We start from the raw sequence: 22,873 nt of genomic DNA on the forward strand, positions 1-22,873 counted from the left end.
GAACCCTCCCCGAGCCGTAGTACGGAGGTACCCCTAGGGGCACTCCACCGCCGGGTGGAGGCGATCTAGGGGTTCGGGTCCACCCTCCGGTGCAGCCAGGCTGCACCCTGCCGCCGCGCGAGGGTCAAGTGGGACAGTGGTCGCCGGCAGATGGATGCAGGGGGAAGGAATCCGCGTGGACGACACGAAGCCGGCGATACGGAAGCCCGCGCGGGACGTCTCCACGAACCGGCGCGGAGCTGTCGTAGCGGCCCTGATGCTGGCGATGGCCCTTGCTGCCCTGGACGCCACCATCGTCTCCACGGCGGTCCCACAGATCGTCGGCGACCTGGGCGGCTTCTCGGTCTTCTCCTGGCTGTTCTCCGGCTATCTGCTGGCCGTGACGGTGACGCTGCCGGTCTACGGCAAGCTCTCCGACACCTTCGGGCGCAAGCCGGTGCTGATCGCGGGCTCGGCGGTGTTCCTGCTCGGCTCGCTGTTGTGCGCGGTGGCGTGGAACATGGGGGCGCTGATCGCGTTCCGGATCGTCCAGGGGCTGGGCGGCGGCGCGCTGCAGGGCACGGTCCAGACCCTTGCCGCCGACCTGTATCCGCTCGAGGAACGCCCGAAGATCCAGGCCAAGCTGTCCACGGTGTGGGCGGTGGCGGCGGTCGCGGGACCGGGCATCGGCGGGGTGCTCGCCGCGTACGCGGACTGGCGGTGGATCTTCCTGGTCAATCTGCCGATCGGGGCGGTGGCCCTGTGGCTGATCGTCCGTCACCTGCACGAGCCACGGCGCGCCGAGAAGACCTCCCCGCGCGCGCGTGTCGACTGGGCGGGCGCGCTCGCGGTGTTCGCGTGCGGGGGCGTGCTGCTGACGGCGCTCGTGCAGGGCGGGGTGGCCTGGGCGTGGCTGTCGTGGCCGTCACTGGGCCTGTTCGGCACGGGACTTGCCCTGGTGGCCACCGTGGTCCTGATCGAACGCCGGGCGGCGGAGCCGATCATCCCCGGCTGGGTCTGGCGCCGCCGCACGATCGCCGCGGTGAACCTGGCACTGGGCGCCCTGGGACTCCTCATGGTCGCCCCTACGGTCTTCCTGCCGACCTACGCCCAGTCGGTGCTCGGCCTCACCCCGGTCGCCGCCGGATTCGTGCTGTCCGTATGGACGTTGAGCTGGCCGGTGTCGGCGGCCCTGAGCCAGCACGTGTACCGGCGCATCGGCTTCCGCAACACGGCGATGCTGGGCATCGGCACGGCAGCCCTGATCCTGTTCGCCTTCCCCTTCCTCCCCTACCCGGGCGCGGCCTGGCAGCCGACCCTGCTGATGCTGCTCCTGGGTGCCGCGCTGGGACTGTTCCAACTCCCCCTGATCGTCGGGGTCCAGTCGACGGTCGGCTGGGCGGAACGCGGCACGACCACGGCGTCCGTCCTCTTCTGCCGCCAGACCGGCCAGACGGTGGGCGCGGCGGTCTTCGGCGCGGTGGCCAACGGCGTCCTGGCCGCACGCCTGGGCGGCGCGAGCGACCTCGACTCCGTCACGCGCGCGTTGGACGCCGGCACGGCCCCGGAGACGACCCGCGCGGCCATCGCCGAGGCGGTGCACACCGTGTACGTGGGGGCGGGGTGCGCGGCGGCCCTGGCGTTCGTGGTGCTGCTGGTGCTGGCGCCACGGCGGTTTCCGGTGATCGAGGAGCAGTGAGCGAGGCGTCGGTCGGCGGCTGACGCGCACCTGAAGTAAGGGCCTGTGCACGCTCCGGTGAGACCAAAAGTCTGAGTTAACGGGGGTAACACCGCAGGTCAGAGAAGTAAGCGCATACCGACCGATCAGTTTGTCGAAAGGGCTGTGCAATTCCGAACCGCCGAGTAACGTGCGGGGCTCCGCTCCCCCGTCCACCCCCCCCAACTCCCTGCGGTCCGCCGCGCCGGACCCGAGCCTCGCAAGGAGCACCGGGTGTCTTACGACCCGTCACAGCCGTATTCCACCTACCCCTGGCAGCCGCCCCCCTCGCCGCCCGAACCGGCCACCCGGCACCCGCGCCACCGCTCCCCGCTCGGCCACCACAGCGACCTGCGGATCCTGCGCAGCGCCTACCGCTGGCAGCGGCGCACCGCCACACTGACCGCGCTCGGGTACTTCACGCTCTTCCTGGTGCTGTCCGCGTACGCGCCGTCCTTCATGGCGAGCAGCGTCACCGACGGGCTGCCCACCGGCCTGCTCCTCGCCCTGCTCCAACTGCCCGTCACCTGGCTGGCGATCGCCGTGTACGAGCACACCGCGCGCCGCTGCGTCGACCCGCTCGCGGACCGCATCCGCAAGCAGTCCGAGGTGGACGCCAGGCGAGAGGCGGGCGCCCGATGACCGGCTTCAGCGACTCCGCGCAGGCGATGAGCCTGGTGGCGTTCTCCGCCGTCGCCACCATCACCCTCCTGCTGTGCGTGATGACCGGCCCGGACCGCGACGACCTCGACGAGTTCTACACCGGCTACAGCTCCCTGTCCGCCATGCGCAACGGCCTCGCCATCGCGGGCGACTACATCTCCGCCGCGACCGTCCTCGGCACCGGCGGGGTCATCGCGCTCTACGGCTACGACGGCATCGTCCTCGCGCTGAGCACGGTCCTGTCGCTGATGCTGCTGATGTTCCTGCTGGCCGAACCCCTGCGCAACGCGGGCCGGTTCACCATGGGCGACGCGCTCGCGCGCCGGATGCCGGGCCGTGCGGTGCGCATCGCCGCATGTCTGGTCACCCTCGCCGCGCTGCTGCCGCTGATGCTGGTTCAGCTCGCCGGCACCGGCCAACTGCTGGCGTTCATCCTCGGTTTCTCCGGCGACTCCCTGAAGACGGGCTTCATCATCGGCCTGGGCATCCTGATGATCAGCTACGCGGCCATCGGCGGTATGAAGGGCACCGCCCTCATCCAGATCCTGAAGATGGTCATGCTCCTCGGATCCGGCGCCGTGGTCGCCGTACTGGTCATGAACCGGTTCGACTGGAACCCCGCAGCGCTGTTCGACACGGCGGCCCGGCAGAGCGGGGTGGGGCCGGACTACCTGCGCTCCGGCCTGGAGTTCGCGGGCGGGCCGTACCCGCGCCTCGACATGATCACCTCGCAGCTCGCGGTCGTCATCGGCGGGGCGTGTCTGCCGCACGTCACCATGCGCATGTACACCGCGTCCAGCGCACGTCAGGTGCGCCGTTCGATGTCCTGGGCGGTGTCGTCGGTGGCCGTGTTCGTCCTGGTCATCACGGTCGTCGGGGTCGGGGCGACCGCGATGATCGGACGGGCGGTGATCGCGGAAGCGGATCCGCAGGGCAACACGGCGTATCTGCTGGGCTCCCGGGCGGTGTTCGGGCCCGAGGTGTCGACCGGCGAGACGTTTCTCTTCACCACGGTCACCACGGCGCTCTTCCTCACCCTTCTCGCCTCCGTCGCCGGCATGATCCTCGCCTGCGCCAACTCCCTTGCGCATGACGTGTTCGCGGCGCGGGCACGGTCGATGCCGGCGCACCGCGAGATCCTGCTGGCCCGGGTGTCCGCGCTGGCGGTCGGCGTCCCCACGATCTTCCTCGCGACGATGATCCAGCACCGCAGTCTGCAGCCGCTGGTGATCCTGTCCTTCTGCGTCGGCGCGTCCGCGCTGGCGCCGGCGCTCGTGTACAGCCTGTTCTGGCGGCGTTACACGCGGACGGGGCTGCTGTGCACGCTGATCGGCGGCACGCTGACGGTGCTCTTGCTGATGCCGGGCACGAATCTCGTGTCGGGGTCGCCTGTGTCCGCGTTTCCCGAAGCCGACTTCAACTGGCTGCCGTTCACGACGACGGGACTGGTGTCCATTCCGGCGGGCTTCTTGTTCGGATGGCTGGGGACGGTGATTTCCGGGCGACGGAAGGCGGAGGAGCAGCGGCGGCAGTACGAGGCGGTGGAGGGGTGGATCTTGGCGGGGGCCGTGCGGAGGGGGTGAGCCGGGGGGAGCCGGGGTCGTCTGTCGGGTGCAGCTGAGTGGGGGCTGGTCGCGCAGTTGCCCGCGCCCCTGGGTGGGTGCGGGTGGGCGGCGCCAGGCCTGCGCCCCTGCCCGGCTGCCCCGGCCGTCACTCCGTCGCTGCTGTCCCGGTGAGTGCCGTCAGGCTGCTGCGTACGTGGTCCATCTGTGCTTGCACCTCGTCCCGGCGCTCCTCGTGCTTCCGCAGTACCCGCTCCGTCTCCCCGGCGATCCGCTCCTCCTGGGCCCGCGCCTCCGCAAGGATCTCCGCCGCACGCGCGCGTGCGTCCTCCTCGCACCGTCCCACCGCGGCCTCCGCCGCGGCGAACTCCCGCTTCGCGTCCGACAGCGCCGCCTCCGCCCGCGCCACCCGTTCGGCGTTCCGCGCGTCCGCCTCGGCCGCCCCCTGCTCCTCGGCCCGCTCCACCTCGGCCCATCGCTCCGCATACTCCTTGGTCTGCTCGGCGAGCATCCCGATGGTGCGCTGGCGTACGTCGCGCAATGCGGCGAGCGCCTCCCCGCGCCCCGCCTTCACCTCACGCCGGGCCGCGACACGGATCTCGTCGGCCTCGGCGCGCGCGGCGAGCAGCCGCTGACGGGCGCGTTCGTCGGCCTCGGCACGCACGGTGTCGGCGTGCGCCTGCGCGGCACCCCGTACGCCGTCGGCATGCGCCTGTGCCTCGTCCGCGAGGCGCTGCGCCTCCTGTCGCGCCCTCTCCCGGACGTCCGCGGCCTCCTCCTGCCCCAGTTCGAAGAGCCGGCGCGCACCCTCGCCGAGCGCCTCGTACACCTGCGGTGCCAGCCCCGCCACGACCTCCGTCAGTCGCACCACCTCCGCCTCCATCTCCCGGGCGAGCACGGTGAGCCGGGCGGCCCGTTCCCAGGCGGCGTCACGGTCCCGGGACAGCGCGGCGGCGTACGCCTCGACCTGTTCGGGACGGTAGCCGCGCCCTCGTACGGCCACGAACCCCTGCGGCGAAACCTGTGCGCTGCTCATCCTGGAACCCCTCTCCGTCGAAACCGCGCGAACGGACGCGAAATGATGATTTCGCGCACATCTTGATGTATCGGACGGAAATGCTCATAACGCGACACTCCGCGTACAGGTCCCGGTCATGACGGGCGTCATCGCGCACACGTGAAAGGGCCGGGCCCGGTCACCCGACCGGCCCGGCCCTCCACGCACACGTACAGATCAGCGACGGCGGGGCGTCACAGCAGCCCGTCCCACATCTGCTCCAGCAGCACCGACCACCAGCTTTCCGGCGAGCCCAGCGCCGCCGGATCGAGCGAGGCCAGCTGGGCCTGGAAGTCGACGGTCCAACGACCCGCCTGCTCCTGGTTCAGACCGAAGCGAAGCCGCCACATCCGGCCGAGCAGCGCCAGGCAGCGCTGGAACTCGGGCAGGCCCGTGTTCACGAACTGCGGCGGTACGGGGACACCGCCAGGGCCCGCCTCGACGGGTACGGCGACGATGTTCGCCGTCCCGTACTGCACGCAGATCGCCTTGCCGAAGTCGCTGCCCATGACGAGGTACGAGCCCGCGTCGGAGGCCGGCTGCACCCCGCGCTCGGCCGCCAGCTCCGCCAGCGTCGGCACCGGACGCCCCGGCTGGGCCTGCGCCCAGAAGAACGGGCCCATGTCCAACGGCAACCCCGCCACGACCAGCGAGTGCGCGACCACCGGAGGTACGCCCTGGCGGGACACCGCGGCCTGCTCGAACCGGAAGATGCCGGGGCCGAAAGCCCCCGCCAGCTCCTGCGCCACGCCCTCCGGCGGGATCGGCGGCGCGGACTGGACGGGCGGCAACGGCGCGCGCACCGGCCCCGGACGGGCAGGCCCATCCGCCACCTGGTGCAACTCGCCCTGGTGCGCCAGCAGTTGCTGCATGCCCTGCTGCCGGCTCGCGTGATCCGTGCCGTACGGGGCGATGCTCGCGATCCGCGCCTGCGGCCACTGCTCCCGGATCATCCGTGCGCAGTACGCCCCCGGCAGCTCGCACGACTCCAACTCGGTGTGCAGCTCCAGCACTTGGTCCGGGGGCACGTTCATGCCACGCAGCTCGTGGAAGATCTGCCACTCGGGGTGCGGCGTCCCCGGCGCCGACCGCCGGATCAACTGCTGCTCCGACCCGTCCTGCGCACGGTAGCGAAGGACCGCCTGATACCCGGGCCCGACGGTGGGCTGCGTCTGCTGGGGGTAGCCGTAGGCCGGGGGCTGACCGGGCCCGGGCTGACCGGGCGAGGACGGACCCGGCGCGGACGGACCCGGCGCGGACGGACCCGGCGCGGACTGTCCCGACACCGGCTGCCCGGACAGAGACTGTCCCGGCGCGGGCTGTCCCGGCATCGGCTGCCCGGACGCGGGCTGCCCGGGCGGAGGCACCAGGCCCGGGGACGGTACGGCACCCGGAGGCGGGGGCGGCATCGTGCCGGGCGGCATCGGCTGCGGAGCGCCCACAGCCGCCCCAGGGGCGCCGGGGGTTCCAGGGGCCCCGGGGACGCTGGGAGAGCCCGGGGTTCCGGGGGCGCCAGGAGAGCGGGGCGCTTGCGGCGGCGGAGGAATGCCGGGGCCGCCCGACGGGGGCGAGGACAACACGGTTTCCGCGTGATGCACGGCCCCAGGCGCGGTCCGTGGAACACCGGGGGCACCAGGAGGCTGCGGCACGCCGGGAGCCCCCGGCACACCCGTAGCCCCAGAAGCCTGCGGAGCGCCCGGGGCACCGGGCGGCTGCGGACCACCAGACCCACCCGGCACACCGGAAAACCGCGATGAACCCTGGCCACCAGAACCCTGCGGCACACCGGGAGCACCAGAAGCCTGCGGACCACCTGGAACACCGGCCGGCTGCGCAACACCAGACCCACCCGGCACACCCGGAAACCGCGATGAACCCTGGCCACCAGAACCCTGCGGCACACCCGGAGCACCAGAGCCCGGTGCACTCGGGAACCCCGGGCCGCCGGACGAATGCGGCATACCCGGAGCCCCGGGCGGAGGCGGAGTCGGCGCACCACCAGGAGCGGACGGTGCGCCCGGAGGCTGCGGTGCTCCCGATCCCGAAGGCCCCTCGACACCCGGCGCCGACACGAACTGGGTGGGCACATACCCGCCCCCCGGCGCACCAGGAGCGGGCGGCGGAGTCGAGTTCCCCTGCTGCGCACCGGGCACCCCGGGGGGACCCGGCGGAGGCGGCGGGGTCGATCCGCCGGCCTGCGCCCCACGCGAGGGAGGCGCCAACTTGCTGGTGGCGACATCAGCGATGTCCCCGGCGCTCGGCGCGGGCCCCGGAGCACCGGGAGCGCCAGGCACACCCGGCGGCCGAGGCGCCCCAGCACCACCACCGGGCGCCTGCGGATACCCGTACGAGGACGCACCCAACGCAGACGGGGGCGGAGGCGTGACACCAGCCCCCGGACCACCCGCAGCAGCCGCACCCGAAGCGCCCGCCCCCTGCGGATACCCGTACGAAGACACACCGGGCGCAGGCAGAGAACCAGCCACGCCCGAAGCACCAGCACCCTGCGGATACCCGTACGAAGACACACCCGGCGCAGGCGGAGAACCAGCCACACCCGAAGCACCGGCACCCTGCGGATAACTGTACGAGGAGGCACCCGGCGCAGACGACGGAGTCGCCCCGGCACCTGGCCCACCCGACCCCTGCGGATACCCGTACGAAGACCCCCCCGGCGGCGTAACCCCCCGCGCCCCCTCCTCACGCACCCCGGACGACGACCGCGCGCCCCCCGAAATCCGCGCAGTCCTGGAGTCCGAGGTCTCCGAGATCTCCGAGACCTCCTGGACGTCCACGCCCTCCGAGACCTCCGCGACCTCCGAGCCCTCCAAGGCCGACGAAGCCCCCTCCTCCGTACCGCCACCGCTCACCGGCGCCGAGAACACCGTCTCCGGCAACGCCACGGAGAGGTCCTCACCCCCGTTGGTGTCGGTCCCGGTCCACGGCCTCGCCCCGGCAGGCACCCCCGACGCGGCACCCGAATCAGCATCCGAACCAGCACTCGACCCCGCACCACCAGGCCCACCGTCCCGAGCCCCGGACGAAGCCCCCGCGCCGTCGCCGCCGATCCCCAGCTTGTCCGCCGCGTCCTGCAACCACTCCGGCGGCGTCAGGAGAAACGACGTCTGGTTCAGATCGACCCGGGACGCCGCGGACACGCCCCCCGCGTCCTCGACCCCGTCCTCCCGGCCGTACGTCTCCTCGTACCGGCGAATCACCTCGCCCACCGGCAACGAGGGCCACAGCGTGGCCTCCCCGCTGTCCCGGGCGATCACCAGCCGCTGCGCACCGCCGTCGGAACGCGGTCCCTCCGCCCGGTCCTCGGCCCACACCACGAACCCGAGGTCGAACTCCCGCACCCGCACCTCACGATGCTGATACGACGGCACATCCCCGTTGATCCACTCTTCCGCGCGCTCCTGCGCCTGCGCGAACGTCACCATCGGTCAGTTCACCCCCACCGAGGACACCGGAACGGACCGCGCGAAACCGCCGTCCACCATCAGGTTCGCCACCGTCTCCAACTCCGGCGGATTACCGGCCAGTCGGGACAGGAACACATCGAAGTCCGCACCGCAGGGCAGCAACAGCCGCTGCACGCGCTCCGCCGGCGGCAGCGAGGGATCGACATCCCGCGCGTCGTCGTAGGCGCAGAACCAGACCGATCCGGCCCCCTCGCCCTTCACCTTCACGGCCAGCAGACCGCCCTGGACGAAGCCGACACCGAGGTAGTCCTTCGTCAGGTGGTCGCGCAGGCACTTGTTGACGTACACGAGGTCGTTGACCGCCGCCTCGTCCCGCACCGTGAAGAACGGCTGGTCGACCAGGAGTCCCAACTCCGCGTCCAGCGCGGCCCCCACCGGCGCCGACCCGCCCGCCGCCTTCAGGAACGACCGGTACGCGCCCGGCAGCCGGTACCCGAGATCCTCCTCGACCCCCTGCACCTGCGACTCCGTCACCGCCACCGACGACTTCGGCAGCCCGAAATGCGCCGGACGCGTCTCCTGCAACGGCCGCGTCCCCCGCTTGTTCTGGTCGACACGTGTCGTCGCGATCCCGCCGTGATGCCGCAGCAGGGCCTTCACCTCGACCGGGATCAGCTCGAGCCGCCGCGAACCCACCACGTGGTGCCACGTCCAGCCGTGCGGCGTCGCCACCGCCGGCACCGTGTCCCACAGATCGTGACCGGTCGCCGACAGTGCCGCGTTCGCCGACACGTAGTCCGTCAGCCGCAGTTCGTCGACCCCGAAACCCTCCGGCGGATCGGCGATCTCGGCGGCGGCTCGCGCGTACGGCGAGAAGTCGGGGTAGCCACGCTCGTCCACCCGCACCCCTCTGGGATGACGCGTGGCCCGGACCGGATCCGGGAAATGCACGACCTGCCCGGCATAGGCCGCGTTCGGCGGCGCGGCTTGTTGCCCGAGCCGACCTGTCGTCATGGCGAAAGCCCCCTGCGGCGCTCTGGTACGACCCGCGGCGACCCCTTGGGCAAAGCAGGGCCGCCACGCGCCGTATCGACTGTCTCGTCCGTCTCCGCGCGTCAACCGCGCGCATCGCGGCGACCACTTGGATCGCGGTGCCGACAGCCTATGCGGTACGACGACACCGGTCACCGGGCACCGGTCAGCACCCCTCCGCTTCCGTGACCAGCCGTCACCCCGCCGTGACAGCCCGCCCGAACCGGGCGTGTCGCACCGCCCCAGCTTCCGCACCAGCCCCGCCGTTTGGCAGTCTGTGACCTCCGGGGGGATGCTCGGGAGGGGATGACGATCATGAACACGACGCAGACGGGACCGCACACAGGACCGCACACGGGCACGACGACCGGCGCGAACGGCAGCCCGCACGCCGGCCTCAACGGCGATCCCCGCATCGGCTGGAGCAGTGCCGAGAGACCCCACGCGCCCGCCCTCCGCCACCGCCGCGACGGCATACTGCCCACGGTCGCCGCCGCCCTCTCCGTCCGCGGCGCCACCCTCACCTCCACCGCGGCCCGTGGCGACCAGGCCCCGCCGCTGCACCCGCTCGTCCAGGACTTCCTCGACACCCTCGGCAGCGACCGGCGCGACCGCTTCACCGGCCGCTGTGCCGAGACCATGCTCATATCGCGGCACATCGCCGCCGCCGACGCCGCCCGCAGCAAGCGCGCCGGCCGCAAACCGATGACCAACGGCGAGGCCCGCCGCGCTCTCAAGCAGGCCAAGCTCACCGCCCGCCGCATCCGCGAGGACGGCGACCCGCTGCACGGCAGCTTCGCCGCTCCCTGCCGCGCCTGTACCGCTCTGAGCGCCCACTTCGGCGTACGCATCGTCGACCCGACGGCGAACGGCGGCTGACACCCCCCACCCGTACGACCCGTACCACCCGCACGACGGCGCCGCCGTGCACCACGGCGACCACCCATGACCTCGACGAACGCGAAGGGCAGATGCACCCCGACCGCACCGGCACCACCCGTTTCCCCGTCCCCGTCGACGCCGTTCTGCGCGCCGCCGGCTGGCAGCCCGGACGCTGGGACATAAAGCAGGCCGAGATCTGGGCCGACGCCCTGCGCGAACACACCTCACCGGCCGGACACCGGCACGCCGTGTTCCCGGCGGCGGTCGAGGCCTGGGCCGAGTTCGGCGGACTGCACCTGACCCCCACCGGCCCCGGCCGCCAGGTCGCCCCCGTCCACCTCCACCTCGACCCGCTGCACGGTCTCCACATGGCCCGCACCCTCGCCGACCTCGGCCGCGCCCTCGACACCGAGGTCTGCCCGCTCGGCGCCGAGACCGACTCCCAGGCCATCCTCTGCATCGACACCGAGGGCCGTGTCTACGTCCTCGACCACACCGGCGACTGGTACCTCGGCCCCGACATCGACCAGGCCCTCACCGGCCTCGTCTCGGGCATCGAACCGACCCGGCTCATCGCGGGCTGAGCCCCAGGGTCCCGAGGCCCCACGTCCGCACGTCCCCGCGTCCCCGCGACGGTCATGCCGCCGGAATCACCGCCGACACCCGGAAGCCCCCCGCCTCCGTCGGCCCCGACACGAACACCCCGCCCAGCGCGGAGACCCGCTCCTTCATCCCCACCAGGCCGTTGCCCCCCGACGGCAGCCGCGCCGACGCGAGCGACGGCACCTCCGGCGGCGGTTCGTTCTCCACCTGCATCGCGATCTCCGACGCCCGGTGCGCCAGCCGTACGTGCGTCTTCGCGCCCGCCGCGTGCTTGTGGACGTTCGTCAGCGCCTCCTGCACCACCCGGAACGCCGTCTGCTCGATCTGCGCGGCATACGACCGCACGTCACCCTCCACCGACAGATCCACGGCCATCCCCGCCGCGGCCGACTGCCCGATCAACGTCTCCAGATCGTCCAGACAGGGCCCGTCGGCCTCCTCCACGGCCCGCGAGGCCGCCACGGCCGCCGCCATCCCCACCGCGACGAGTGGCACCGCGGACCGCTCCCGCCGCCCGAAACCGTCCCCACTGCGCAGCACCCCGAGCATCTCCCGCAGCTCGGTGAGCGCCTGCCGCCCCATGTCCCCCACCAGTGCGGCGTTCTTGACGGCCTTCTCGGGATCCTTCCGGGCGACGGCCTGAAGCGCGGCCGCGTGCACCACCATCAGGCTCACGCGGTGCGCCACGACGTCATGCATTTCGCGCGCGATACGGGTCCGCTCCTCGCCCCGCGCCCACTCGGCCCGCTCCTCGGCCCGCTCGGCGAGCAGCTGGAGCTCTCGCTCCAGATCGTCGGCCCGCTCCCGCAGGCTCTCCATGAGCCGGCGCCGGGCACCCACGTACAGCCCGAGCAGCAGCGGCGGTGCGGTCATGCCGATCGCGGTCGTGATCGACGCGAAGGGGACGAACCAGTCCCCCAGGTCCAGTTCGCCGTGCGCCATGTCCTGCCGTACCCGCACGAACATCACGATCAGCATGCCGACCAGCGACATCCCCGCCAGCGAGCCGATGATCCGGCGCGGCAGCTCGGACGCGGCGAGCGTGTACAGGCCGACGATGCCCATGAGGTAGCCCATCTGGGCCGGCGTGATCGCGATCGAGACGAGCACGACGGCGATCGGCCACTTGCGCCGGACGACCAGCACCGACCCCGTCAGCACACCGAACACGATTCCGGCAGCCATCGGGATCCCGGCGTCCTCCGCGAACCGGATCCCCTCGAACGCACACTCGACAGCGGACGCCGACGCCAGGCTCACGTCCAGTACCGCGCTACGCCACCGTGCCCACCACCACGGCCCCGTCTGAGCCGCGGTGGTGTCTTCCCCCGTCGTGGTCATGCCTCCAGCCTACGTTCGGCGGTGGGAGGTTTTCCGGTGCATTTCGACGACTGGCCCACACCACCTTGAGTGACCGATCGACCACGAAACCGCCCGATATCCTCGGCATCGGAGTCCGCAGGGGCACCGATCCGTACCGTCGCGTCGAAGGCGCCTGGTACGGCATAGTAGGAGCCGCCACTCGGCGACCTGACTGAATGTCCGGTTCAGTCGGGTTTATTCCCCCGTGGTGTAATTGGCAGCACTGTGGCTTTTGGTGCCATCTGTCCGGGTTCGAGTCCTGGCGGGGGAGCCGCACCCTGGTCGGGCCCTGACAGCACCGTCAGGGCCCGCTCTCATGTCCCCCAAGAAACGCCCCGGTATCCTGCGGATGTCACCCCACCCCCTCCACAGCCGAAGGGCATCCCGTGAGCGCCATTCGCCCGGCAGCCGTCGTCGTTCTCGCAGCGGGTGAGGGCACCCGTATGAAGTCGGCCACACCCAAGGTCCTGCACGAGATCTGTGGCCGCAGCCTCGTCGGGCATGTGCTCGCCGCCGCCCGCGAGTTGGACCCCGAGAACCTCGTCGTGGTCGTGGGGCACGCCCGGGAGCAGGTCACCGCTCACCTCGCCGACACCGACGCCGCCGTACGAACGGCCGTGCAGGCGCAGCAGAACGGCACCGGGCACGCCGTCCGGATGGCGCTGGAGGAACTCGGTGGCCGTGTCGACGGGACCGTCGTCGTCGTGTGCGGGGACACCCCTCTGCTGACCGGCGAGACCCTCAACGCCCTTGCCGCCACGCACTCCACGGACGGGAACGCGGTCACCGTGCTGACCGCCGAGGTGCCGGACGCGACCGGGTACGGGCGGATCGTGCGGGACACGGTGTCCGGTGCCGTGACCGGGATCGTCGAGCACAAGGACGCCTCCGAGGCGCAGCGGGCCATCCGCGAGATCAACTCGGGCGTCTTCGCCTTCGACGGGCAGCTCCTCGCCGACGCGCTGGGCAAGGTGCGGACCGACAACTCCCAGGGCGAGGAGTACCTCACCGACGTTCTCGGGATTCTCCGGGAGGCCGGGCACCGCGTCGGCGCTTCCGTCGCCGCCGATCACCGTGAGATCGCCGGGATCAACAACCGTGTGCAGCTCTCCGAGGCGCGGCGGATCCTCAACCACAGGCTGCTGACGCACGCCATGCTCTCCGGCGTCACCGTCGTCGACCCGGCCACCACCTGGGTGGACGTCGGCGTCACCTTCGGCCAGGACTCCGTCGTCCACCCGGGCACGCAGCTGCACGGCTCGACGCACCTCGGTGAGGGCGCCGAGGTGGGTCCCCACAGCCGCCTCACGGACACGCATGTCGGAGCGGGAGCCCGCGTCGACAACACCGTCGCCCACAGCGCCCACATCGGCGACCACGCGAGCGTGGGACCGTTCGCCTATCTGCGTCCCGGCTCCCGGCTGGGCGCGAAGGGCAAGATCGGGACGTACGTCGAGACGAAGAACGCGAGCATCGGGGAGGGGGCGAAGGTCCCGCATCTCTCCTATGTCGGTGACGCGACGATCGGCGACTACACGAACATCGGTGCCGCGAGCGTGTTCGTGAACTACGACGGTCAGGACAAGCACCACACGACGGTCGGGTCGCATTGCCGCACGGGTTCGGACAACATGTTTGTGGCGCCTGTCACGGTCGGGGACGGCGCGTACACCGCCGCAGGGTCGGTGATCACGAAGGATGTGCCGCCCGGTTCGCTGGCCGTGGCCCGTGGCCAGCAGCGGAATATCGAGGGCTGGGTGGCCCGGAAGCGTCCGGGGAGCGCGGCGGCGAAGGCTGCCGAGGCGGCTTCCCGGGAGGGCGCGAGCGAGGACTGACCGGAAACAGGTGCGCCGAAGTCGTCGTACCGTGATATCTGCACACCCAGTTGAAACACCTCTGAGGAGACAGCTGTGACCGGGATCAAGACGACCGGCGAGAAGAAGATGATGTTCTTCTCCGGCCGCGCCCACCCCGAGCTTGCCAAGGAGGTCGCCGAGCAGCTGGGTGTCGGGGTTGTCCCGACCAAGGCCTTCGACTTCGCGAACGGCGAGATCTACGTCCGCTACCAGGAGTCGGCACGCGGTGCGGACTGCTTCGTGATCCAGAGCCACACGGCTCCGATCAACCAGTGGATCATGGAGCAGCTGATCATGATCGACGCGCTGAAGCGTGCGTCGGCCCGCTCCATCACGGTCATCGTGCCGTTCTACGGTTACGCGCGGCAGGACAAGAAGCACCGTGGCCGTGAACCGATCTCGGCGCGGCTGATCGCGGACCTGATGAAGACGGCGGGTGCGGACCGCCTCCTCACCGTCGATCTGCACACGGACCAGATCCAGGGCTTCTTCGACGGGCCCGTGGACCACCTCTTCGCCCTTCCGCTGCTGGCGGACTACGTGGGCCGGAAGGTCGACCGGGACAAGCTGACGGTCGTGTCCCCGGACGCGGGCCGGGTGCGGGTCGCGGACCGCTGGTGCGACCGGCTGGGTGCGCCGCTGGCGATCGTGCACAAGCGGCGTGACAAGGACGTGGCGAACCAGGTGACCGTCCACGAGGTCGTGGGTGAGGTCAAGGGCCGCGTGTGTGTCCTGGTCGACGACATGATCGACACGGGCGGCACGATCTGCGCCGCCGCGGACGCGCTGTTCGCGCACGGCGCGGAGGACGTCATCGTGACGGCCACCCACGGTGTGCTGTCCGGGCCGGCCGCGGACCGGCTGAAGAACTCCCGGGTGAGCGAGTTCGTGTTCACGAACACCCTGCCGACGCCGGGTGAGCTGGGCCGCGACCTGGACAAGATGACGGTCCTGTCGATCGCGCCGACGATCGCGAGCGCGGTGCGTGAGGTGTTCGAGGACGGTTCGGTGACGAGCCTGTTCGACGAGCAGTAAGGGTTCTGCAGAGATCCTTTTGGGTACGGCCTCCCTCTCCGAGTAGACTGCTCCAGTTGCTCGGCGAGGGAGGCCGTACCTGTTCGCGCAGGTGTCGGCGGTCCGTTATCGACGCGCTCTTCGTAGCAGGCCGTTCGTGGCCGGGTGACCACGTCCGCCGCTGTTTCCACGAGGAGTGATCCGCATGTCCGAGGTCAAGATCGTCGCCGAGACCCGTTCCGAGTTCGGCAAGGGTGCCGCCCGCCGTATCCGCCGTGACAACAAGGTTCCCGGTGTTCTGTACGGTCGCGGTTCCGACCCGATCCACCTGACCCTGCCGGGCCACGAGCTGCTGCTCGCGCTGCGTACGTCGAACGTCCTGATCGCCCTGGACATCGACGGCAAGACCAACGAGCTGGCGATCCCGAAGTCCGTGCAGCGTGACCCGATCAAGGGCTACCTCGAGCACGTCGACCTCCAGCTGGTCAAGCGCGGCGAGCAGGTCAACGTCGAGATCTACGTCCACACCGAGGGTGACCTGGCCCCGGGCGCCTACCTGCTGGAGCACGTCCTGAACGCGCTGCCGGTCGAGGCCGAGGCCACGCACATCCCCGAGTCGGTCACCGTCTCCATCGAGGGCCTGGCCGCCGGCGACTCCGTCCTCGCCAAGGACATCACCCTGCCGAAGGGCACCAAGCTGGCCGTCGACGGCGACACCGTCGTCCTGCAGGTCCTGGCCGCGCAGGCCGAGGAGTCCGAGGGCGAGGCCGGCGAGGGCGACGAGTCCGCGGAGGCCTGACCGGCGGTCCGGCCGTAGCTGTCGTGCCGCCGGTTCCCCGGCGCCCGGCACCGCGGTAGCGATATACGCTCCAGCCGTCGCCCCTGTCCAGGGGGCGGCGGCTGCGGCATGTGCAGAGGAGAGATGGACGTGACTACCCCCGCCAACGGCCCCTGGCTGATCGTCGGCCTCGGCAATCCGGGGCCCGAGTACGCGGGCCATCGGCACAACGTCGGCTTCAGGGTGGCCGATCTGCTGGCCGAGCGGGTCGGGGGCCGGTTCAAGCGGGCCGGGAAGGCGCAGGCCCAGGTCGTGGAGGGGCGGATCGGGCCGCCGGGGCCGGGGAACCGGCGGGTGATCCTGGCGAAGCCGATGTCGTTCATGAACCTGTCCGGCGGTCCGGTGAACGCGCTCAAGGACTTCTACAAGGTGCCGGTCGCCAACATCGTCGCCATCCATGACGAGCTGGACATCGACTACGGCACCCTGCGGCTGAAGCTGGGCGGCGGGGACAACGGTCACAACGGGCTGAAGTCGATGACGAAGGCGTTCGGGTCGGAGTATCACCGGGTGCGGTTCGGGATCGGGCGTCCTCCGGGCCGTATGCAGGTCGCGGACTTCGTGCTGAAGGACTTCTCGTCGAGCGAGCGCAAGGAGCTCGACTACTTCGTGGACCGGGCGGCCGACGCGGTGGAGGCGCTGGTGATCGAGGGTCTCGAGCGGGCGCAAAGCACGTACAACTCCTGACTTGTCCGCCCGGTGGCCGGGGCGGAGTTGACCACGCGCAGGACCATGGCTAATGATCCCGGCCATGCCTGCCACAGCCCTCACCTCCCGCCAGGCCTCGGTCGCCGCGCTGCGGTTCGGACGCCTCGCGTCGATGGGGGTGGTCGCGGTGCTGATCCTGATCGCGGGGGTGTGGGCGTCCTGGGGCAGCGCGCAGTACGTGATGCTGACCAAGGGGCGCGAGCGCGGCACGATCGAGGTGGCGCGGTGTGCGCAGGACGTGTGCAGCGGGCCGTACACGCCGTTGTCGCACGGGTCGCAGGCGCGGGGCCGGGTCGTCATCGAGAAGACGGTGGCCGTGCGGAAGGGCCGGACCTACACGGTGGTGGTGAAGCCCGGCAGTGCCGATGTCGTGCGGTCCGGGCCGGCCGGGGTGCTGTACGCGTGGGTGCCGATGGGCGGGGCGCTGCTGCTCGCCTCGGTGGTCGTGGCGGGCGGGATGCGGCGGACGCGGCTCGCGTGGGTGCTGGCGGGGTCGGGGATCGCGCTGCTCACGGCGGCTTTCGTAACCATCTGACGGCTTTCGCCGTTCTCCGCTTCTGTGGAGAACGTGAGTGTTCTCTGTTCGTGATTGACCAGAGGTCAGTCACGGCTGGATGCTGAGCCGCCCCCTCCACATCTTCCCGTTTGACTCTCGAAGATGGATTACTGCCCCATGCGTACCCTCTCCCGCGTCGGCGCCGTGTGCGCCGTCGCTTCGGCGGCCTTTCTGGTCGCACCGGTCGCCCACGCCACCGCTCCCGGTGACAACGGAACCGTGAAGATCCACGACGCCACCACCGGCGAAGAGCTCCGTAAGAACGAGCCGCACGTCTGCACCTTCTACCTCGACGCCTTCGGCTTCGACGCCGTCCAGGAGGTCGACTGGCACATCGAGGCCTGGGCCCCGACGGCCGACGTCAAGGGCGAGACCGTGAAGTCCGGCGAGATCACGCTGGACACCGACGGTCACGGCCGTACGGAGGACCTGTCACTGCCCGACGGGCACTACAAGCTGTTCTGGAACTTCGACGGAGAGAAGGGCGCCGCCAAGCACAAGGTGTTCTGGACGGACTGCGAGGACGAGGAAGGCGGCGGCGGTACGACGGCCACGCCCACCGCGTCGGCCTCCGGCACTCCCGGGTCGGGCGAATCCGCCTCTCCCAGCGCCGATCCCAGCGGATCCGCTGGGGCCGGGACCTCCCCGTCGGCCTCTTCCTCCTCGTCCGCTTCCGCTTCCGCGCAGGGCTCCACCGGTGACCTCGCGGAGACCGGGAACGGCGCTCCCGTCGGCCTGCTCTCGGGTGCCGCGGCGGCGCTGCTGGCGGCCGGCGGTTACCTCGTCGTCAGGCGGCGCCGGGCCTGACGCAGAACCGAAAAACGGTGCCCCCGAGCCGGCCGGCTCGGGGGCACCGCCGTGTGCACGGGCTCAGCCGGTGTTGCGCAGGCCCGCGGCCACGCCGTTGACCGTGAGGAGCAGGGCGCGGGAGAGCAGCGGGTCGGGCTGTTCGCCCGCGGCCGCCGCGTCGCGCTGGCGCTTGAGCAGGGTCACCTGGAGATAGGAGATCGGGTCCAGGTAGGCGTCGCGGATGGCGAAGGTCTGCTTGAGGACCGGGGTGGCGTCGAGGAGTTCGTCCTCGCCGGTGATCTTCAGGACCTCGCGGACGGTGAGTTCGTGTTCGGCCTCGATGTCGGCGAAGACGTGCTGGAGCTCGGCGGGGACGAGGGTCTCGACGTAGTGGCGCGCGATGCGCAGGTCGGTCTTCGCGAGCGTCATCTCGACGTTGGAGATGAAGTTCCGGAAGAAGTGCCACTGTTCGTGCATCTCGTCGAGCACGGTACCCAGGCCCGCCTCGCGCAGCGCCTTCAGGCCGGAGCCGACTCCGAACCAGCCGGGCACGATCTGCCGGGACTGGGTCCAGCCGAACACCCACGGGATGGCCCGCAGTCCGTCGAGGGAGACGCCCGAGCCGGGGCGCCGGGAGGGCCGTGAGCCGAGGTGCAGGTCGGCGAGCTGGTCCACCGGCGTCGACGCGAGGAAGTACGTCGGCAGGTCCGGGTCCTCGACGAGCCTGCGGTACGCGGCGTGCGCGGCGTCGGAGACGACGTCCATCGCGGCGTCCCAGCGGGCCAGCGCCTCGTCGGACTGGCGGGGCGCGGTGTGCAGGGCGGATGCCTGGAGCGTGGCGGCGACCGTGAGTTCCAGGTTCTCGCGGGCCAGCGAGGGCACGAGGTACTTGTCGGAGATGACCTCGCCCTGCTCGGTGACCTTGATCTCGCCCTCCAGGGTGCCCCAGGGCTGGGCCAGGATGGCGTCGTGGGAGGGGCCGCCACCGCGGCCGACGGTGCCACCGCGGCCGTGGAACAGCCTCAGCCGCACCCCATGGCGGTGCGCCACGTCACGCAGCCGCCGCTGCGCCCGGTGGATCTCCCACTGGCTGGTGGTGATGCCGCCGAACTTCGAGGAGTCGGAGTAGCCGAGCATGACCTCCTGGACGTCCCCGCGCAGGGCCACGAGTCTGCGGTAGGACGGGTCGGAGAGCATGTCCTCCAGGATGGTGTCGGCTGCCTTGAGCTCGTCGGTGGTCTCCAGGAGCGGCACGATGCCGATCTTCGCCCAGCCGGCGTGCAGATCGAGCAGTCCGGCCTCACGGGCGAGGACGGCGGCGGCGAAGACGTCGTCGGCGCCCTGGCACATCGAGATGATGTACGACTCGATGACCTCCGGCCCGAAGACCTCCAGGGCCCGCTTCACGGTCTGGAAGACGCCGAGGGTCTTCTCGCCGGCCGCGTCGACCGGTGCCGGGGTGGGCGCGAGGGGCCTGCGGGAGCGCAGTTCCTTCGCGAGCAGCTTGGTGCGGTACTCGCGGGGCATGTCCACATACCGCCAGGACTCCTCGCCGAGCCGGTCGAAGAGCTGGCCGAGGGCGTGGTGGTGGGCGTCGGCGTGCTCGCGGACGTCCATGGTGGCGAGCTGGAGGCCGAAGGCGGACAGGGTGCGGATGGTGCGGTCCATCCGGCCGTCGGCGAACAGGCCGCCGCGGTGTTCCCTGAGCGAGGTCTGGATCAGGGTCAGGTCGTGCAGCAGTTCGCCGGTGCCGAGATAGTCGCGGCCGTCCTCGTGCGGGATGCCCTTGGCCAGGCGGGTCTTGGTGTTCTCCAGCTTCTGCCGGATGCAGGTGGCCTTGAGGCGGTACGGCTCCTCGGCGTTGAGGCGCTTGTAACGGGGGCTGATCTCCGGCAGGCGCTCCAGGTCGGCCTTCAGGGACTCCAGGAGCTCCTCGGTGGCGCCGGTGTAGCGGATGGAGTTCGACAGGAAGCCGCGCAGCTCGTCGATGAGCTCCAGGGCATCGTTGATGCCGTGCTCGTGCTGGAGGATCAGGACGTCCCAGGTGACCTGGGGGGTGACGTTGGGGTTGCCGTCGCGGTCACCGCCGATCCAGGTGCCGAAGGTGAGCGGGCGGGTCGCGTCGGGGATCCTGACGCCGACGCGCTCCAACTCGGCCGTCAGGTCCTCCAGGACGTCGCCGACGGCGCCGGCGTGCAGCTCGTCGAGGTAGTAGATGGCGTTGCGGGCCTCGTCGGCGGGCTCGGGGCGCACGACGCGCAGCTCGTCGGTCTGCCAGACGAGGTCGATGTTCTCGGCCAGCCGGGTGTCGTAGCGGCGGCGGTCCGCCTCGATCACCGGGGTCTCCAGCAGCGCCGCGATCCGGCGGAGCTTGTTCAGCACCGAGCGGCGCGCGGCCTCGGTCGGGTGGGCGGTGAAGACCGGGCGGACGTTGAGGTTGGCGACGCTCTGGCGCAGGTGCTCGGGGTCGGCGTCCTTGAGGCGGTCGGCCGTACGGGCGAGAAGTCCGCCCTCGGCGGCGCGCCTGGCCCGCAGTTCGCGGCCGCGGTGGACCTGCTCGGTGACGTTGGCCAGGTGGAAGTAGGTGGAGAAGGCGCGCACCAGCTTGGCGGCGGTCTCCAGTTCGATGCCGCGCAGCAGCTCGGCGGCGGCCTCGCCGTCCTCGCGGGTGAGGCGGCGCACCTTTTCGACGAGTTCCAGCAGCTCGGGGCCCTCCTGGCGGACGAGGGTCTCGCCCAGGAGGTCGCCCAGCCGGCGGATGTCGGCGCGCAGCTCACTACTGGTCGACGTGGCGCTCGTAGTCAGGTCGTCGGCACTGCTCACAGGTGCGGCTCCTTGCAGTGTTGAAGCTCGTCCGGCAGGGGAACCCGGAGTGCGGTCGTGCGGCAGCCGCCGCATACGGCCGGGCCATCCGGGAAGAATTCAGAGCGGACCGCGCTGTCCGACCGACTCCAAGGATAGGTGTCCATGCGGACGCGCAGAATGTCGGGCTCTTGCCGCCGGACGTCGCGCTGCCATACTTACGACGCCGTAGGTTACGGAACCGTAGGGACCGTCGTCACGGAACCCGGGAAGGCTTCCCGCAGCCCGGCACCTGTCTCACATCCTCGAAACCCCACAGGGGACGCCCATGACCACGCGCTCCGATGTGATCGCAGACGCCCCGAAGGCGCCCGACGGCTCGACACCGCCCTCCGCGACGCTGGGCGGTGAGCAGAAACGCTCGCTCGAACAGATCACGCTGCTCCTCTTCATCACCGTCCCGTTCCTCGCCCTGCTCGCGGCGGTGCCGCTGGCCTGGGGCTGGGGAGTGAGCTGGCTCGATCTGGGCCTTCTGGTCTTCTTCTACTACCTCGGCTGCCACGGCATCACGATCGGCTTCCACCGCTACTTCACGCACGGCTCCTTCAAGGCCAAGCGGCCGCTGAGGATCGCGCTGGCGATCATGGGGTCGCTGGCGGTCGAGGGGCCGCTGGTGCGGTGGGTGGCCGACCACCGCAAGCACCACAAGTTCTCCGACGCCGAGGGCGACCCCCACTCGCCGTGGCGGTTCGGGGAGACGGTCCCGGCGCTGATCAAGGGCCTGTGGTGGGCCCACATCGCCTGGATGTTCGACGAGGAGCAGACCCCGCAGGAGAAGTACGCGCCGGATCTGGTCAAGGACCCGGCGATCCGCGCGATCTCCCGACACTTCATCTACTGGACGATGCTCTCCCTCGCCCTGCCCGCCGTGATCGGCGGTCTGGTGACGATGTCCTGGTGGGGGGCGTTCACCGGCTTCTTCTGGGGCTCCCTGGTCCGCGTCTGCCTGCTGCATCACGTGACCTGGTCGATCAACTCGATCTGCCACGCGGTCGGCAAGCGGCCCTTCAAGTCGCGGGACCGCTCGGGCAACGTGTGGTGGCTGGCCGTGCTGTCCTGCGGTGAGTCCTGGCACAACCTGCACCACGCCGACCCGACCTCGGCGCGGCACGGGGTGATGCGGGGCCAGCTGGATTCCTCGGCGCGGATCATCCGCTGGTTCGAGATGCTCGGCTGGGCGTACGACGTGCGCTGGCCGTCACGCTCGCGTATCGATTCCCGCCGGAACACGGACGGGGACGGCTCCCGGCGCAAGAAGGAGGCCGCCGAGGCGGCATGATGGACGCCGTGGCGACCGACTCCAGCAGTACCCCGAGCAACGAAGCGAAGCCGCGGCGTGTCCGGCGCACCCGGATGACGGGGGCCGAGCGCCGCGCGCAGCTGCTCGAGATCGGTCGCACGCTCTTCGCCACGAAGGGCTTCGAGGCTACGTCGGTGGAGGAGATCGCGGCGAAGGCGGGCGTCTCGAAGCCGGTGGTGTACGAGCACTTCGGCGGCAAGGAGGGCCTGTACGCGGTGGTGGTGGACCGGGAGATGCGGCGCCTGCTGGACATGGTGACGAGTTCGCTGACCGCCGGTCACCCCCGCGAACTGTGCGAACAGGCGGCCTTCGCTCTCCTCGACTACATCGAGGAGTACACGGACGGCTTCCGCATCCTGGTCCGGGACTCGCCGATCCCCCAGTCCACGGGTTCCTTCGCCTCTCTGATCTCGGACATCGCCACGCAGGTCGAGGACATCCTGGGCCGCGAGTTCAAGAGGCGCGGTTTCGATCCCAAGCTGGCCCCGCTGTACGCCCAGGCCCTGGTCGGCATGGTCGCCCTGACCGGCCAGTGGTGGCTGGACGTGCGCCGCCCGAAGAAGGCGGAGGTGGCGGCGCATCTGGTGAACCTGGCGTGGCACGGCCTGGACGGGCTGGAGGCGAAGCCGCGCCTGATAGGACGCCGCAAGAGCTAGACATCGCGAAGG

Annotated in this window: 18 protein-coding genes and 1 tRNA gene; 14 read left to right on the forward strand and 5 right to left on the reverse strand. The window is 71.0% G+C overall.

Going from position 1 to position 22,873, the window contains the following annotated elements:
* The first annotated feature begins 175 nt into the window (after positions 1-175).
* The 3 genes from QF027_RS20185 (at position 176) to QF027_RS20195 (ending at position 3,942) form a co-directional block, all read left to right on the forward strand.
* Positions 176-1,678, forward strand: coding sequence for an MFS transporter (locus tag QF027_RS20185; RefSeq protein ID WP_373432422.1), 1,503 nt, complete (start codon positions 176-178; stop codon positions 1,676-1,678).
* Between the two features lie 252 nt (positions 1,679-1,930).
* Positions 1,931-2,338: a DUF485 domain-containing protein gene (locus tag QF027_RS20190; protein WP_307076048.1), complete on the forward strand. Its 408-nt coding sequence runs from the start codon at positions 1,931-1,933 to the stop codon at positions 2,336-2,338.
* Positions 2,335-3,942 carry a sodium/solute symporter gene (locus QF027_RS20195; RefSeq protein WP_307076050.1) on the forward strand — a complete coding sequence of 536 codons (1,608 nt, stop codon included), beginning with the start codon at positions 2,335-2,337 and terminating at the stop codon, positions 3,940-3,942. Before QF027_RS20190 ends, QF027_RS20195 begins: the two co-directional genes overlap by 4 nt.
* A gap of 127 nt (positions 3,943-4,069) precedes the next feature.
* On the opposite strand, the gene QF027_RS20200 is transcribed toward QF027_RS20195, so the two are convergent.
* The 3 genes from QF027_RS20200 to QF027_RS20210 all read right to left on the reverse strand — a co-directional run bounded on the left by QF027_RS20200 (position 4,070) and on the right by QF027_RS20210 (position 9,417).
* Positions 4,070-4,957 carry a cellulose-binding protein gene (locus QF027_RS20200; protein ID WP_307076052.1) on the reverse strand — a complete coding sequence of 296 codons (888 nt, stop codon included), beginning with the start codon at positions 4,955-4,957 and terminating at the stop codon, positions 4,070-4,072.
* Positions 4,958-5,172: 215 nt separating this feature from the next.
* A complete protein-coding gene (locus tag QF027_RS20205; protein WP_307076054.1) occupies positions 5,173-8,421 on the reverse strand; it encodes an SUKH-4 family immunity protein in 3,249 nt (1,082 codons plus the stop codon).
* Positions 8,422-8,424: 3 nt separating this feature from the next.
* On the reverse strand, positions 8,425-9,417 hold the full coding sequence (locus QF027_RS20210; protein ID WP_307076056.1) for an SMI1/KNR4 family protein: 993 nt from the start codon (positions 9,415-9,417) through the stop codon (positions 8,425-8,427).
* Between the two features lie 324 nt (positions 9,418-9,741).
* Between QF027_RS20210 and QF027_RS20215 the strand changes: the two genes are divergently transcribed.
* Entirely contained in the window at positions 9,742-10,314 is a 573-nt protein-coding gene (locus QF027_RS20215) for a YwqJ-related putative deaminase (RefSeq protein WP_307076058.1), read from the forward strand.
* Between the two features lie 92 nt (positions 10,315-10,406).
* Positions 10,407-10,901 carry an SUKH-3 domain-containing protein gene (locus QF027_RS20220; RefSeq protein ID WP_306980231.1) on the forward strand — a complete coding sequence of 165 codons (495 nt, stop codon included), beginning with the start codon at positions 10,407-10,409 and terminating at the stop codon, positions 10,899-10,901.
* A gap of 52 nt (positions 10,902-10,953) precedes the next feature.
* On the opposite strand, the gene QF027_RS20225 is transcribed toward QF027_RS20220, so the two are convergent.
* Positions 10,954-12,261, reverse strand: coding sequence for a sensor histidine kinase (locus tag QF027_RS20225; protein WP_307076060.1), 1,308 nt, complete (start codon positions 12,259-12,261; stop codon positions 10,954-10,956).
* A 220-nt stretch (positions 12,262-12,481) separates the two neighbouring features.
* Between QF027_RS20225 and QF027_RS20230 the strand changes: the two genes are divergently transcribed.
* From QF027_RS20230 to QF027_RS20260, 7 genes are all read left to right on the forward strand, one after another.
* Positions 12,482-12,553: transfer RNA gene (locus QF027_RS20230), tRNA-Gln, on the forward strand.
* A 115-nt stretch (positions 12,554-12,668) separates the two neighbouring features.
* Positions 12,669-14,117: a bifunctional UDP-N-acetylglucosamine diphosphorylase/glucosamine-1-phosphate N-acetyltransferase GlmU gene (glmU, locus tag QF027_RS20235; RefSeq protein ID WP_307076062.1), complete on the forward strand. Its 1,449-nt coding sequence runs from the start codon at positions 12,669-12,671 to the stop codon at positions 14,115-14,117.
* A 75-nt stretch (positions 14,118-14,192) separates the two neighbouring features.
* Positions 14,193-15,173, forward strand: coding sequence for a ribose-phosphate diphosphokinase (locus tag QF027_RS20240; RefSeq protein ID WP_057610401.1), 981 nt, complete (start codon positions 14,193-14,195; stop codon positions 15,171-15,173).
* 184 nt (positions 15,174-15,357) lie between these two features.
* The gene (locus QF027_RS20245; RefSeq protein WP_306980222.1) at positions 15,358-15,951 is read left to right on the forward strand and encodes a 50S ribosomal protein L25/general stress protein Ctc; all 594 of its coding nucleotides are present in this window, start codon (positions 15,358-15,360) and stop codon (positions 15,949-15,951) included.
* Between the two features lie 123 nt (positions 15,952-16,074).
* Positions 16,075-16,677, forward strand: a complete 603-nt coding sequence (gene pth, locus QF027_RS20250; protein ID WP_307076064.1) for an aminoacyl-tRNA hydrolase — start codon at positions 16,075-16,077, stop codon at positions 16,675-16,677.
* 52 nt (positions 16,678-16,729) lie between these two features.
* Positions 16,730-17,233 carry a hypothetical protein gene (locus tag QF027_RS20255; protein WP_307076066.1) on the forward strand — a complete coding sequence of 168 codons (504 nt, stop codon included), beginning with the start codon at positions 16,730-16,732 and terminating at the stop codon, positions 17,231-17,233.
* A 138-nt stretch (positions 17,234-17,371) separates the two neighbouring features.
* On the forward strand, positions 17,372-18,061 hold the full coding sequence (locus QF027_RS20260) for an LPXTG cell wall anchor domain-containing protein (RefSeq protein WP_307076068.1): 690 nt from the start codon (positions 17,372-17,374) through the stop codon (positions 18,059-18,061).
* Between the two features lie 63 nt (positions 18,062-18,124).
* Here the strand turns inward: QF027_RS20260 and ppc are convergent, their stop codons facing one another.
* Positions 18,125-20,866 (reverse strand): phosphoenolpyruvate carboxylase, encoded by a 2,742-nt coding sequence (gene ppc, locus QF027_RS20265; protein WP_306980214.1) that lies wholly within the window; start codon positions 20,864-20,866, stop codon positions 18,125-18,127.
* Between the two features lie 307 nt (positions 20,867-21,173).
* Here ppc and QF027_RS20270 point away from each other — a divergent pair, with 307 nt between their 5' ends.
* Both QF027_RS20270 and QF027_RS20275 read left to right on the forward strand, forming a co-directional pair.
* Positions 21,174-22,184, forward strand: a complete 1,011-nt coding sequence (locus QF027_RS20270; RefSeq protein WP_307076070.1) for an acyl-CoA desaturase — start codon at positions 21,174-21,176, stop codon at positions 22,182-22,184.
* Positions 22,181-22,861: a TetR/AcrR family transcriptional regulator gene (locus tag QF027_RS20275; protein WP_306980209.1), complete on the forward strand. Its 681-nt coding sequence runs from the start codon at positions 22,181-22,183 to the stop codon at positions 22,859-22,861. Before QF027_RS20270 ends, QF027_RS20275 begins: the two co-directional genes overlap by 4 nt.
* The last annotated feature ends 12 nt before the right edge of the window (positions 22,862-22,873 follow it).

The organism is Streptomyces canus (genome assembly GCF_030816965.1).
Classification (GTDB): Bacteria; Actinomycetota; Actinomycetes; order Streptomycetales; family Streptomycetaceae; genus Streptomyces; species Streptomyces canus_E.